We start from the raw sequence: 13,122 nt of genomic DNA on the forward strand, positions 1-13,122 counted from the left end.
CGTTAAATGCCGGAATTTTTATATAACTCTTCGAATACAATCTGCCTGTTAAGAATGAGATTTGTCGACCTGAGAACTTACAAACTCGAATTGCTTTTTTTCTCTTCTCTGGCTATTTTGAGTTTTTTCACGCTTTTCGAGAGCGAAAGCATGGGCACGGCCGGTGGAAGCTCTTCAAATACCTTCTGGCTTCCCTCTGCAGTGATGCAATCTACAGCTGCGTTATATGCCGTATTTATTGCTATTTTCATTTTGTCCCTGCAGAACAACAGGGAAAATATCAATTCTATTGCCAACCGTATAAAGCCCACCCTGAAGATCGTATCCTATACGGCAGCAGGCACGATTTATTTTAATGGGTTGATGCTGATCGTTTTTAGCCTGGGTGCTTTTTCTGAGACTAAAATGAAAATTCTGCTGTTTTTTTCCCTCTTTTCCATGGTAGCGTCACTGATAGCTATTGTCTATTCCTCTATGAACCTGCTAAGCGATGTTTCGGGTCTGAAGACTTCATCGGAAAAATTGATTTATATTTCAGGTCTTCTTAAAGGGCAGGAAGGGCCGCGCTCTGAAAACGTTATAAAGCAAAATAGCAGGGACATTGAATTCTGTATTCAAGCGCTAGATGATGAGAGCCCTGAGGTCAGGGTAATTGCTGCCGAAGCTCTGGGACAGGTAAGAGAAAAAAGGAGTGAAAAGGCACTTATCGGGCTTCTTGAGGACCGCAATTCTGCGGTGAGAATTGCTGCAGTCAAAGCCCTTATCCTGGGAGGAAGCGAGGATGCCCTAGAGCCTCTAATTAAACAACTGGCAGATAAAGACCCTGCAGTAAGAATCCGTATTATAGAGGCTCTGGGAAACCTCCATGACAGAAGATCGACCGGGCCTCTTCTCAAAAGCCTGGATGATAAAGTCCCTGAAGTCAGGCTGGCCGCAGCCAGGGCACTGGGAGTCCTGGGTGATGAAAGAGCAGAAGAAGAGCTTATTGAAAAGATTGACGACAGCCCTGTAGAGTTCCGTAGCCAGGTGGCTCTGGCTCTTGGGAAAATAGGGGGCAAAAGGGCAGCTGTTATGCTTATCCCCCGATTGATGGATACGGATTCCGAGCTTCGAAAACATGCTGCTGAAGCCCTTGGGAATCTGGGTGACCTTCAGGCGGTTGAGCCGCTTCTCAGGTGCCTGGAAGACAAAAGTTCTGGAGTAAGAAATGCCGCCGCGTATTCTCTGGGAGTCCTTAGAGCCGGGAAAGCAGCAGCACCCCTCATAAAAATGCTGCAGCAAAAGGATTCCGAAATCAGGATCACTTCTATCTATGCTCTTGGAGAGATAGGCAGCTGTGAGGCAGTCGATCCTCTTCTTGAGCTTCTCGATGACAGCAACCCCTGGGTCAGGCGGTATGCAGCCGAAGCTCTGGGAAAAATCGGAGATATAAAGGCAACAGGTCCCCTCGTTAAAAATCTTAATGATCCGGATCCGGAGGTAAAGTGGGCTGTAGCCGAAGCTCTAAAAACGCTGGATAAGCAAAAATAAAGGAGGAATGTGTATAAGCAAAAATAAAGAAGGAATCTGTATAAGCAAAAATAAAGAAGGAACGTGCGAACCCTGCGGAAGTCTCTAAACAGAGCAGTCCTTTTAAAAGCTTTTTAGTGCTGTGAATATAATTTTTTACTAAACCATCATCGACAAGGTTGATATTAGACATTAAGGCAGCCTGGACTCTGCAAGCACTTCGGGGTTTACAATATTCTGGGGTCTTCCGGCTACGAACCTTTCTATGTTTTCCACGCAAACGTGTGTACACTCTTCAAGGGATTCTTCCGAAAGGAAAGCTATGTGAGGTGTAAGTACAGCATTTTCCAGCCTGATAAGAGGGTCGTCAGGAGGGAGCGGCTCCTTTTCAAAAACATCAAGACCGGCACCTCTTATTTTCTTCTTTTCCAGGGCTTCTACAAGTGCAGTTTCATCAATTACCTTGCCTCGTGCAGTATTTATTAGAATTGCGCTCTTTTTCATTTTTGCAAGCTCTTTTGCACCTATCATTTTTTCCGTGGATGGGGTTAGAGGCACATGCAGAGTCACTACATCGGATTCGGTAAGCAGTGTATCCAGGTCGACAAACCTCACTCCCAGCTTTCTCGCTTTTTCCTCACTTGGATGCCCGGTTACGGAAAGTATATTCATGTTAAACCCATGCGCTATCTGGATAACCCTCTCCCCTATACTGCCAGTACCTACCACTCCCATTGTCTTTCCCATAAGCTGGTTCCCTATGTAATCCCTCCAGTCAAAATCCCCTTCTCTCAGCTTGCTGTCTGCAGTATGCACTTTCCTCATGAGATTGAGCGCCAGGGCAAAAACCATCTCAGCAACCGAATCAAAAGCATAATCAGGGACATTGGATACAATTATGCCGTTTTCAGTTGCTGTTTTAATGTCTATATGGTCATACCCGGTTTGCCATACCGAAACCATCCTGAGGTTCCGGGAAGCATGAAACTCTTTTTTAGAAAAACCGTGCCTGCCGACCATAACTATGTCCGCATCCTCTATCCTGGAGATAAATTCCTCACTGGAAGATGGCATGCTGTCAAAAACCTCGAGATCTCCCAGAGCTTCAAGCCTTTTTCTATATTCTCCTGGCAGGAATACAGGATCTGAAATAACAATTTTCACCTGTTCACCTTCCCGGATGATAGAAACTTATGTACTTTTCCGGATCCTCATCGAATTTCTTTTTGCACGAAAGAGAGCAGAAATAGTAAGTCTTTCCCTTGTATTCACTCGTGAACTTTACGTCCTCTCTGTTTAATTTCATCTTGCAGACAACATCTGTTTCCATTGACAGGGTAGACTCCGTACCGTTCATAACATTCCCCGCTTTGCCCCTCTATTTTTATAATAATTAGAAAAATAACTCCATTTAGTATACTTTCGAGATGCATATATGTGTTACCTTATCCGGGATATTGTCAGAAAAGCTTCCCTCCCGAGCGTATCATATAGTCCGGTTCAAGTGCAGTTATCCATCAATAAACCTTAATATTAGAGCTCACTCTATCGAACGGTACTTGAATGGTGCTAATTAACAAAAAATATACAAAAAAGTTAAATAAACCTTTTCAAGCGAAGCAAAAGATTACTTCCCACTAATTAGTCCTTTTGAACGAAGCGAAACTCTGGAAGTAAAACTCAGGTCACAGAGCTACAATTTGACTTCACAACTCGGCTTTCACATCCATTCATAATGCATCAAAACTTCAGGGTTGAAGCTCTGCATTAAACTGTTTTCCGTATACCCGAAAAAGAGGCAGCCTGCACAGTTCTCTACTATTTCCTTTCTGCGCCGTTCGGAATCTTTCCAGACTTTCTCAAAGCCGTCCTTCATCACATTCCCGAGAGCTTCCTGATGTACCCTGCAGGTCTCGGCAGTGCCGTCGTGCGTGACATTGATAATAACGCCGCTCGCCCGGCATTTGTAATCCATTTTTCCGTCCCTGACCATTCTCAGGTAGGTCTTGGAGTTAATTATAGGGTAGCCCTGTCCTTTGAGCTCGATTATGCGGTCAACTGTGTTGCGGAATTTTTCCTTATTACGAATCCCTATTTCGTTCCAGATATCTTCGCTGATTCCGGGAAACTCATGTACAGGCTCAAATGATACTTTTACACCCAGTTTTTCTGCAAGCAAAATAAGGGTTTCAATATCATCCAGATTTTTCCCTGTGAGTACACAGTTCATCAGGATCGGATTTTTCTGTTTCTGGAGTTTCCTGATCTCAATGGCTTTTCTTAAGCCTTTCAGCAGGGTTTCGAAATCCATCTTCCGAATTTCTTTATAGCTTTTTATCCCGTCTACTGAAACTGAAAGGTAGTCTACGTCCTCAAGCTCTTCCGCTCTTTCGTAGAGCAGCTTTCCATTTGTAACCATAGATGTAACCATCCCGAGTTTCTTTGCGTGAGCCATTATCAGGGGCAAATCCTTTCTGAGGAGGGGTTCCGTAGTCCAGGCATTATAAACTCCGATCCCGAATTTTTTCGCATCATCGAGCAGCCTGAAAACCTCGTCTCTTGAGGGTTCCTTCCCGGTTTCTTTCCAGTATTCACAGAACCTGCAGCGCATGTTGCAACTGGCATTTACGCCGTGAGAAAGGACAAACGGGCGCTTTTTGATCCTTATCTGCCAGAGGGCTTTTGAAGCAAGGATGGGGTCAAATCGGGACATAGCAATCTCTTTTATTTTTTACAACAGGATTTTTTTCATGCAAGATTAATTCGCTCTATTCATGAGCTTTTTTATTATAACTTTTTTGTAAGATAGGCCGGAACAGGAGATTCAGAGGTGGAAACTCTCCAGAGATAGAGAAATAATCTAAATTGGTCCAAAAGATAATCCCTAAATCGACCACGAAAAATTGTATGGAGATTTCATTCCTGAAATGCATTCCTGAAATGCATTCCTGAAATGCATTCCCGAAAAACATTCCCGAAAAACATTCCTTAAAATAATTCTCGAAGCAGTTGAGAAAAAACCGGACTTAATACACTTGCTTACTATTGTTGCAATGTATCGGGTCTCAAAAAAAAGGGTGCTCGCCCTGAGGCGAGCTTAGGTATTGAAATTATCCGAAGAGGGCGCCGAGACCGGCCATTCCATCTTCTTCAGAGGTGTCATCTTCTTCCTCTTCTGGCTCCTCGACAGGAGCTTCTGCTGCTGCAGGGGCTGCTGCTGCGGGTGCTGCTGCAGGGGCTGCGAATGCTGCCTTTGCAATTGCTTCTTCGATGTCCACACCGTCAAGGGCTGCAACAAGGGCCTTTGCCCTGGCTTCGTTTACTTCGATACCTGCTGCCTGAAGAACGGCAGTGATTGCTTCTTCGGTAATTGCTTTACCAGCGTTGTGCAATAAGAGAGCTGCATATATGTATTCCATCGTTAATCACCTAATTTTATATTATCGTAAATTGTAAATCTGTTTATCCGAAAAGGGCGCCGAGTCCGGCCATTCCGTCTTCTTCGGCATGGTCCTCTTCTTCCTCTTCAGGTTCTTCTTCCTTCTTTTCTTCTTCTGCTGCCGGAGCTGATACTGCAGCTGCTGCTGCGCTTGCGGCAGCCCCGAGAACTTCCCTCAGGTCTTCATCCACAGCATTTTCATCCTTGTCTGCGGCTTTGGACGCAACAGATGTCATCTGGATGTGTGCTTTTGCCAGCAGGGCATCCATGACTCCCGGTTCAAGGATAACAGCATTGACACCGAGGTTCTTTGATTCTGCATAGGCTTTTGCCAGCAGGGTGCCGATTGTTGCACTTGTCGGGTATGCGGTGTTGACTGAAAGGTTGAAAGCGTTCTGAACTGCACTGATAATGTCAGAGAAGTATTTGCTTTCGTCAACTGCAAGGAGTTCCGGCTCGTAAATTGTCCCTTCATCGTAGGCGGCTCTAAGATCAAGCCCTATAATGAGTGGGTATATTTCCAGCTTTGAGAGCATGGTGGCGAGCTTCTGCGGGACTGCCTCGCCTGCTTTACAGACAACTTTAGTTTCCTTTATTGCTACCTTTCCGGCTTCGATTGAGGCAGGAATTCCTGCGCTCTGGAATTCGCCAAGAATCGGACCAGGCGGGAAACTGGTGGGCCCTTTCTGGACAATTATGTCCGCAGGAGCTATTGCGCCTCCTTTGATTGGAGAAGGAGTCTTTGTCTGTTCGAGCAATTTGTAAAGCTTGAAGGGACTTTCATTGGTAAATACCAGAGCAGTCTGCTTGTCAAGATATTTGTTCATCTCGGGAATGGTTTCCCCGAGCTGGTCTAAAGCCCGCTCTGTGAGGGTGTTCCTGGAGACTTTGAGCACCGCAACGTCCTTAAGGTCCCGGCGAATCTTCTGGATCTTAGTTGCGAGGATGCCTTCGATCCCGACCATCCCGAAAACTTTGTGGGACTGGATGAGTTCCTTTATGTTTTCGATTTCATCCTTTTTCCACTGTGGGATGTGCTCGGTGTGATGCCTTTCTTCTGCCATTTACACCACCCTCTCTGATTTTCCCATGGTTGTCGTGACATAGACCGTTCTGAGGTTGTGCTTGCCCTTATCGAGGACACGCTCAAGCCTGGCCATAATAGTTTCAATATTCTCGGCAAGGTCATCAGGATTCATAGTCCTTCTGCCGACAGCCACATGGAAGGTAAGTTTGTCTTTTGACCTGAGCCTGACCGCATTTTGCTTACTCTGGATCAGTTCGCCTATATCTTTGTTCGGCATGAGCGGGATAGGCATTTTGCCTCTGGGTCCCAGAACAATACCAAGGTTCTTACCGATTATCGGCATGAACTGAGTTTCAGCAATAAAAAGGTCACATTCGTTTGCAAGAGTTCTGGCTCTGTTTTTGTCAGCTACCAGCTCTTCGAGCTCAACGTCAGAAATAACATACGCAGCACCGGCAGCTTTTGCTCTCAGGCCAACGTCACCCTTTGCAAAAACGCCGATCTTCAGCTCTTTTCCGAGCCCGTGCGGAAGAATTACTTCTTCATCGACTCTGTTCTTTGGTTGGTTCATGTCAAGGTTCTTTAAGTTAATCGCCAGGTCCACGCTTTCCGAGAAATTGCGTTTTGGCGACTCCTCAATAACTTTCTTGACAGCTTCCAGTATATTCTTTTCTACCATCTTGTTCCTCCCCGTAGTGTTTGAACTTAATGTCCAGACAGCCGTTCCGGCTTACTACGGTGGTCGTAGGGGCTCCCATCCGGGTTCTGTAATCTTAACAGTAAGCCACCAATAACTTCTTGTAAGCTATTCCAGTAGAAACACTGTTCAAGGCTCTTGTGCTATTAGTGGTATCCAATTTAAAACTATTGGTGTGTAAACAGAACCCGAATTAAAAGGTAAATGAAGAAGAAGGCTTACCACTCCTCGCCTGCAAGCAAATCATCAAATTTGCCTTCATCGAGTGCTTTCTGGCAGTCCTTGGCCTTCATTCCCTCTACATTCACGCCCATAGGGACACAGGTTCCCATTACCTCTTTCATTGTAGCTTTGAGGTCATAAGAAAGTACATCTTCCTTCTTCATACGGGCGATCTTTGCAACCTGCGGGATAGTAAGGTTACCAACAACCTCGTTTCCTGCAGTTCCTGACCCTTTCTGAATCCCAAGCTCTTTCATGACCAGGGATGCGGTCGGAGGGGTGCCTACCTCGATCTCGACGTTTTTCTTGTCGTCAACAATTATCTTCACAGGGACCTGCATTCCATTATAGTCCCTTGTTTTTTCATTGATCTTTTCGACCACTTCTTTTATATTGACCCCGAGCGGACCAAGTGCCGGACCTAATGGTGGTCCGGGATTCGCTTTTCCTCCGGGGACAAGTGCTTCAACAATACTTGTCATCTGAGTCTCACCGGTTTTTATAAGTATAAATTTTGTAGATTTGTATCAATCCACTCTGAGTACTGGTGATTTTTGTTTATTAATAAGCTGGAATTTTCGGTATTTCCCATACGATCTCTGGCTTAATCGTTGTCTTTTTTGAGTACCCGTACGGTATCGCCGCGAATCGTGATGGGGATCGGAACCACAGCATCGAAGAGTTCCACAGTAATTTCCTCATGCCCTTCGTCAACCCTTTTAACCCGGGCTTTCTCTCCTTTGAAGGGTCCGGAGGTGACCTCAATTATAGCCCCTTCTTTAATTCCGGTCACTATTGGCTTGGGTTTAAGGAAATGTTCTATTTCAGAGATTGAAGAACTCCCTTTGACAATGGCTCTTGCATGCGGAATTGTCTGGATTGCCAGTTCAACAATTCCGGATTTCGGGGCCTCGACAAGGACGTATCCTTTGAGCTCATCAGGAGCCAGGATTGCCCGTATGTCCAGTTTCTCCTTCTTAGAAATCCTTGCAAGGGCCGTTGCTACTGACCTTTCCTGGTTTGCTGTGGTTTTGATTACGAATATCTGGGAATCCTCACTCATTGGGCCACCCACTGGGGCAACATTGTCAGCAGTACATAGATAATAAAACCAATTGCGCCCACAGCCAGAATGCCGGCACCTGCAACTTTGGCAATGGTCAAGAACTCTTCCCTGGACGGTTTTTTCGTAAGTTTCAGGACCCGCAGGTGTGCCCGGATTGCCTGACCAACGCTTTTTGTGGTTATACTCGGTTCAAATGTGGATTCTACCAATTAATTCACATCCAGGTTTTTATATACATATTTATTTTTATCTGGAGTTTTGCGCGCGGCTCTTCCTTTGTATATTGTATCTCCGATATTTGCTTTTCTATCGCAGAACATCGGATTTTACTTCTCAGGAAGGACGAGCGGATTATATTATTAATTCCTATTATATGAAGATATCACTGGCACAATCTTTAACACATCCAAAAGTTTAAACGCAGGATTGGTGCTCACATAGTACCTTTAATCGTGTCAGTATAAATTTTCCTTTTTTGATGCCGAATTGTATCGGCATCATACTGCATTTACCATAAAAATAGTTTTCGATTGGATTTATATTCCTACGTTCCTTCTTTTTCCTTTCAGAGGAGGAAATCAGTATTTATTCCAACCGAACGTTTTTATCCATTTTTACTGTTTCGTTCCTGATTTGATCACTCTACGAAGTCAATTCCGTATTTATATGTAATGTTCTTATCGCTTCCATGACCGTAAATCTGGGCAGAAGTAACTCCTGTGACCACAATCATGGTACGCACTGTCTGTTCGAGGTCAGGGTCAATCTGGGCACCCCATATCAGGCGGGCGTTGCTGTCTATGCGGCTGTAGACTTCCTGAACCACACACTCGGCCTCCGAAATGGTCATATCAGGGCCTCCAACCACATTAACAAGAGCAGAGGTCGCACCTGATATATCCACGTCAAGGAGAGGGCTGCGCAGAGCTTTCTGGACAGATTCAACAGCTTTATTCTCGCCGTCTGCCTCTCCAAGCCCTATCATGGCAACACCTCCGTTTTGCATAACAGTTCTTATATCTGCAAAGTCAAGGTTGACAAGTCCGGGCTTTGTAATCAGTTCGGTTATGCCCTTTACTGCTCTCATAAGAACTTCATCCGAGACCTTAAAGGCAGCCTGAAGCGGAAGTCTTGGGACAACTTCAATCAGCTTGTCATTGGGGACAACGATAACTGTGTCGGCAACGTCTCTCAGACGCTCAAGACCGGCTTCGGCATTTGTCCTTCTTACATGCCCTTCCACGCTGAACGGAAGGGTTACGACTGCAATTGTAAGGGCTCCTGCATCTCTGGCTGCCTCAGCTACTACAGGTGCAGATCCGGTTCCGGTTCCTCCTCCAAGGCCCGCGGTGATAAAAACCATATCTGAGCCCTGGACGATTTTGTTAATCTCATCAATACTTTCGATTGCAGCGTCTTCTCCTATCTGGGGGAGGCTGCCGGCTCCAAGTCCTCGGGTTTTCTTCCTACCTATGAGAATTTTTTTGCCGGAGCGTATATGAAGAAGGTGCTGAGCGTCAGTGTTCAGAGCAACAAGGTCTGCTCCCTGGATACCTTCACCCATCATGCGCTGGATGCTATTTGAACCGCCGCCGCCACAACCTACTACTTTGATGGTTGTTTTAAGGCTTCTCAGTATTTCTTCAAGTTCAGCATCTACTTCTAAGTTTTCATTAGAGTAATCTGAATTTGAATACTCTCCCTGCCCGGCACGTCCTTCCAGGGCAGATCGAGCAAGGGCTTCTTCCACAATGGATCTCATGCTACTGTTTTCCTCCATTCTGCTGGGGTGATCATTAACGGATTGTATTAGAAACAAGTATATTACATCAAGGATCAAATTATTTTAACCATCACATATACAGTTTCCAATTTAATAGTTTTCCTTTTCCAGTTTTTGAATTTACACTGTATATGTTTAAGAATTTTATTAATGTTACTCTATTATCCTGTTTAATATTATTATTTATTGCTCTCCGGTATTATCCGGGCCAGTTTTTTCTTTCGGCTGGATCTCTTTAAATTTTTTTGCCTCAAATGTATATTTTTTTATTTTTTATATTTTTTTGAGGCTGGTTCCTGTATTTTTACCTTTCCCTTTTTTCCTGATTTTTCCACGCTTCTCCTTGATTCTATATCCTTCCCGGAGCTTGTTTATACTCAACCTCTGTTCAGAAATCTGCCCAACAGTCTGTAGGCTACCTGCCCGGTCCTCCTCCTGGAGTCCGGTAAAACAGGTTATTTTCTCAGTTATGCTTTTCCTCTTGACTCCCCTAAAATGATGCCTGTTGCAATTAGATGAGCAACCCTGAGAGGCTCCGGAATATTACTTCTTATCGAAGTAAGGCGGACTATCTTTTCTGCGCTTTTTGCCCCGATTCCTGCTTTCTGGATATAAATCGGAGTCCTGTTATTTTCCGTGACCAGCTTCTCTATTTTGCCAGCTTTTTTTATTATCTCCCAGCGCACCTCTCCATCGGAAAAATGCCTTAGAGCAGATCGAATCTTTTCAAAGTTCGGATAGGAGCGCATAACCACAATAACAGGAAGTCCTGTCTCCCTGTAAAGCTCCTCTATATCGACAACATTGAAGCCTCCGTAAGTAATCCCATCAAGCATGATAATTCTGATCTGACCGTAATGCCTGCTGTTCTTTATCATCGTGACCATCACCCTGGTAGCGTCAAGTCCGTCTCTCGTTATTTCGGACCGCAGGACTCCGTCTATCCAGTCTCCTCCCCTGAAAACAGTTCCTACTATCATTACCTTCTCATTAAGAAGCGCAGAGTCATCTATGGCCAGAATTCGGATTTCGGGCTTGATATGAAAATCTGAATTCACAGGTATCTGTATGTCTGAATTACAAAAATAGTTTGCCGGTTTCCCATGACGCCGCTTCCCGCAGGAATCAAAGGGAAACAGGAATTTCTCCGGTAAAAAATGGGAGCCCTTGGAAGGGCTTTTTTGTGGCCTGCCGGATTTTTACACGAACATTGTCGTCTCTGGAGGGATAACAGGCATCATCTTCTGCGTATCCGCAGCTACAGATACCTTGTCCACTGCTTCGAGGAAATCTCCCATTTCAACGAGTTCCTTATCTTTTCTGACCGCGAACATGCCTGCTTCAGTGGCAATTGCCTTCAGGTCTGCTCCGCTCATCCCTTCGGTAGCTTTTGCGAGCCTCTTAAAGTCAATGTCTCCCGCAAGAGTCATCCTTTCACAATGGATTTTGAGGATCTTCCCTCTGGCTTCTACTCCGGGCATAGGAACATGGACAAGCCTGTCAAAACGGCCTGGCCTGAGAATTGCCGGGTCAAGGACATCCGGTCTGTTTGTTGCTGCAATGATCCGAATGTTCTTCCTCTTATCAAAGCCATCCATTTCTGCAAGAAGCTGCATTAAAGTTCTCTGAACTTCTCTATCTGCGCCAGTCGTCTCATTTAAACGCCTTGCAGCTATCGAATCCAGTTCATCGATAAAGATGATACTGGGAGCTTTTTTCCTTGCCATCTCGAAGATTTCCCTGACCAGCTTGGAGCCGTCCCCTATGTACTTCTGTACAAGTTCAGAACCCACAACTCTGATAAATGTTGCATTGGTCCTGTGGGCTACGGCTTTTGCAAGCAGGGTTTTGCCTGTTCCCGGAAGCCCATAGAGTAATACTCCTTTAGGGGGCTCAATTCCTATCCGGGCAAAGCGTTCAGGCTCAATTAGCGGAAGTTCGACTGCTTCCTGGAGTTCCTGAATCTGCTCATCGAGACCGCCTATCTGATCATAATCCACTTCAACACTTTCGATAACCTCCATTGCAGCAACAAAAGGCTCTTCCGTGGAAGGAATGACCTCTGCAATGGCAAGTGTATGCTGGTTCAAGGCAACTTTTGCCCCTGGCAGCAGTTTTTTCTCGTCAATGTACTGTGAGACGTTAACCAGAAACTGAGGCCCGTTACTGCTACGGACAATTATACGATCATTTTTTATCACATCAATAACCGTACCAATGATCAATGGAGAGGTCTTCATGCGGTCGAGCTCTGACTGCAGCTTTCGTATTTCTCTCTCATACTTGATCTTCTGGTTCTCCAAATAGCGTTTTTCGGACTCTATCTGGCTACACTGCTCTTCCAGAAAACTGTTGCGGCTTTCAAGTTGCCTCACTCGGTCCTGGACGCTTTCAGTTGACTCCCCCAGCTCTCCAGGCTCGATTCCGTCATACACAGATCCGGGCTTCACAAGGTGACTGCGCATGCTTTCATCCTTACTTTTGGTACTTTCCGTCATGGAGCTCCGAATATTATTTAAGTTCATACCGTATATAGCGTTTTCGAAGTGATCAATATGCAGTGCGAAATATGTGGTGCAGAGATCCGCGGAACGGCTATATGCGTTACAATCGATAACAGCGAACTCCAGGTCTGCCAAAAATGTGCACCGTACGGTAAGCCCGTTGACAAGCGGACTCCCGTATCAAGGAAAGTCTCTCCGGTGGTTCGTACGGTACCACGAACTGAAAAGAGGCCAAAGAAGGATTTCTTCGATATTTTGAAAGATGAACTTCTGGACAACTACGATCAGATTATCCGGGACGCCAGAGCAACCAGGGGCTGGTCTCAGGAGGACCTGGCTGAAAACATTAAAGAGAAAGCATCTCTTATCAAAAAGATAGAGAGAAGAGAAATAGTACCCGAAGATTCCGTTAGAAAGAAACTGGAACACACCCTTAATATCAAACTTACAGAACGCCTGGATGCCGCAGGGCAGGAAGTCTCTCATATGAAGAAAGACACTACTCTTGGCGATATAGTTAAAATAAAACGCAAATAAGCTATGAGTTTTAACTGTAAAGTTTTAAATTGAGGTTTTGTTCCAGCAAGCACAACCGTTTCCGGCAGGTTTTTCCTTCCGGAAACAACTGGCGGAGATAGTTTTTATTCGAATAGGTTTTCCTTTAGGCTTCTTCAACTGTTTTATTCTCTACTTCTCAATCAGCCTTAACCTATCTTTTAGTTGTAATTTTAATAATCCATCTTAATCTGCCTTTTACCGGTACTTTTAATAACCTGCCTTTATTTAATTGCAGTTCACTTTATCTTTTAACTGCAGTTTTAATAACTGTCTGTAAAGTTAATCTTTACAATTGTCTTTAAATCTTTTTCCTGGAA

Annotated in this window: 14 protein-coding genes; 2 read left to right on the plus strand and 12 right to left on the minus strand. The window is 44.9% G+C overall.

Annotation, left to right across the window (positions count from 1 at the left end; translation table 11 throughout):
• The first annotated feature begins 117 nt into the window (after positions 1 to 117).
• The gene (locus tag ACZ5A8_RS01715; RefSeq protein ID WP_464531871.1) at positions 118 to 1,530 is read left to right on the plus strand and encodes a HEAT repeat domain-containing protein; all 1,413 of its coding nucleotides are present in this window, start codon (positions 118 to 120) and stop codon (positions 1,528 to 1,530) included.
• A gap of 171 nt (positions 1,531 to 1,701) precedes the next feature.
• On the opposite strand, the gene ACZ5A8_RS01720 is transcribed toward ACZ5A8_RS01715, so the two are convergent.
• From ACZ5A8_RS01720 to ACZ5A8_RS01775, 12 genes are all read right to left on the minus strand, one after another.
• The gene (locus tag ACZ5A8_RS01720; protein ID WP_464531873.1) at positions 1,702 to 2,673 is read right to left on the minus strand and encodes a 2-hydroxyacid dehydrogenase; all 972 of its coding nucleotides are present in this window, start codon (positions 2,671 to 2,673) and stop codon (positions 1,702 to 1,704) included.
• Positions 2,674 to 2,677: 4 nt separating this feature from the next.
• The gene (locus ACZ5A8_RS01725) at positions 2,678 to 2,866 is read right to left on the minus strand and encodes a YHS domain-containing protein (protein ID WP_322224753.1); all 189 of its coding nucleotides are present in this window, start codon (positions 2,864 to 2,866) and stop codon (positions 2,678 to 2,680) included.
• 363 nt (positions 2,867 to 3,229) lie between these two features.
• Positions 3,230 to 4,222, minus strand: a complete 993-nt coding sequence (locus ACZ5A8_RS01730) for a radical SAM protein (protein ID WP_464531874.1) — start codon at positions 4,220 to 4,222, stop codon at positions 3,230 to 3,232.
• A gap of 397 nt (positions 4,223 to 4,619) precedes the next feature.
• Positions 4,620 to 4,928 carry a 50S ribosomal protein P1 gene (gene rpl12p, locus ACZ5A8_RS01735; protein WP_229387579.1) on the minus strand — a complete coding sequence of 103 codons (309 nt, stop codon included), beginning with the start codon at positions 4,926 to 4,928 and terminating at the stop codon, positions 4,620 to 4,622.
• 43 nt (positions 4,929 to 4,971) lie between these two features.
• On the minus strand, positions 4,972 to 6,012 hold the full coding sequence (locus tag ACZ5A8_RS01740; protein WP_464531876.1) for a 50S ribosomal protein L10: 1,041 nt from the start codon (positions 6,010 to 6,012) through the stop codon (positions 4,972 to 4,974).
• Complete coding sequence (locus ACZ5A8_RS01745; RefSeq protein WP_229387583.1) at positions 6,013 to 6,654, minus strand: 50S ribosomal protein L1; 642 nt, start codon at positions 6,652 to 6,654, stop codon at positions 6,013 to 6,015.
• A gap of 236 nt (positions 6,655 to 6,890) precedes the next feature.
• The gene (locus tag ACZ5A8_RS01750) at positions 6,891 to 7,376 is read right to left on the minus strand and encodes a 50S ribosomal protein L11 (RefSeq protein ID WP_464531877.1); all 486 of its coding nucleotides are present in this window, start codon (positions 7,374 to 7,376) and stop codon (positions 6,891 to 6,893) included.
• Between the two features lie 122 nt (positions 7,377 to 7,498).
• Positions 7,499 to 7,957, minus strand: coding sequence for a transcription elongation factor Spt5 (locus tag ACZ5A8_RS01755; RefSeq protein ID WP_229387585.1), 459 nt, complete (start codon positions 7,955 to 7,957; stop codon positions 7,499 to 7,501).
• Positions 7,954 to 8,169: a protein translocase SEC61 complex subunit gamma gene (locus tag ACZ5A8_RS01760; protein ID WP_229387587.1), complete on the minus strand. Its 216-nt coding sequence runs from the start codon at positions 8,167 to 8,169 to the stop codon at positions 7,954 to 7,956. Before ACZ5A8_RS01760 ends, ACZ5A8_RS01755 begins: the two co-directional genes overlap by 4 nt.
• A gap of 428 nt (positions 8,170 to 8,597) precedes the next feature.
• On the minus strand, positions 8,598 to 9,722 hold the full coding sequence (ftsZ, locus tag ACZ5A8_RS01765) for a cell division protein FtsZ (RefSeq protein WP_229387589.1): 1,125 nt from the start codon (positions 9,720 to 9,722) through the stop codon (positions 8,598 to 8,600).
• A gap of 488 nt (positions 9,723 to 10,210) precedes the next feature.
• Positions 10,211 to 10,801, minus strand: coding sequence for an endonuclease dU (locus tag ACZ5A8_RS01770; RefSeq protein ID WP_464531879.1), 591 nt, complete (start codon positions 10,799 to 10,801; stop codon positions 10,211 to 10,213).
• Between the two features lie 141 nt (positions 10,802 to 10,942).
• Entirely contained in the window at positions 10,943 to 12,241 is a 1,299-nt protein-coding gene (locus tag ACZ5A8_RS01775; RefSeq protein WP_464531881.1) for a proteasome-activating nucleotidase, read from the minus strand.
• 57 nt (positions 12,242 to 12,298) lie between these two features.
• Between ACZ5A8_RS01775 and ACZ5A8_RS01780 the strand changes: the two genes are divergently transcribed.
• Positions 12,299 to 12,784 carry a multiprotein bridging factor aMBF1 gene (locus ACZ5A8_RS01780; protein WP_464531882.1) on the plus strand — a complete coding sequence of 162 codons (486 nt, stop codon included), beginning with the start codon at positions 12,299 to 12,301 and terminating at the stop codon, positions 12,782 to 12,784.
• The last annotated feature ends 338 nt before the right edge of the window (positions 12,785 to 13,122 follow it).

This window comes from Methanosarcina subterranea (genome assembly GCF_055385895.1).

Bases quoted from the DNA above. Each gene is read 5' to 3' on its own strand.
- ACZ5A8_RS01725 (WP_322224753.1), bottom strand. From the start codon at position 2,866: ATGAACGGTACGGAGTCTACCCTGTCAATGGAAACAGATGTTGTCTGC.
- ACZ5A8_RS01730 (WP_464531874.1), bottom strand. From the start codon at position 4,222: ATGTCCCGATTTGACCCCATCCTTGCTTCAAAAGCCCTCTGGCAGATA.
- rpl12p (WP_229387579.1), bottom strand. From the start codon at position 4,928: ATGGAATACATATATGCAGCTCTCTTATTGCACAACGCTGGTAAAGCA.
- ACZ5A8_RS01740 (WP_464531876.1), bottom strand. From the start codon at position 6,012: ATGGCAGAAGAAAGGCATCACACCGAGCACATCCCACAGTGGAAAAAG.
- ACZ5A8_RS01745 (WP_229387583.1), bottom strand. From the start codon at position 6,654: ATGGTAGAAAAGAATATACTGGAAGCTGTCAAGAAAGTTATTGAGGAG.
- ACZ5A8_RS01750 (WP_464531877.1), bottom strand. From the start codon at position 7,376: ATGACAAGTATTGTTGAAGCACTTGTCCCCGGAGGAAAAGCGAATCCC.
- ACZ5A8_RS01755 (WP_229387585.1), bottom strand. From the start codon at position 7,957: ATGAGTGAGGATTCCCAGATATTCGTAATCAAAACCACAGCAAACCAG.
- ftsZ (WP_229387589.1), bottom strand. From the start codon at position 9,722: ATGAGATCCATTGTGGAAGAAGCCCTTGCTCGATCTGCCCTGGAAGGA.
- ACZ5A8_RS01775 (WP_464531881.1), bottom strand. From the start codon at position 12,241: ATGACGGAAAGTACCAAAAGTAAGGATGAAAGCATGCGCAGTCACCTT.
- ACZ5A8_RS01780 (WP_464531882.1), top strand. From the start codon at position 12,299: ATGCAGTGCGAAATATGTGGTGCAGAGATCCGCGGAACGGCTATATGC.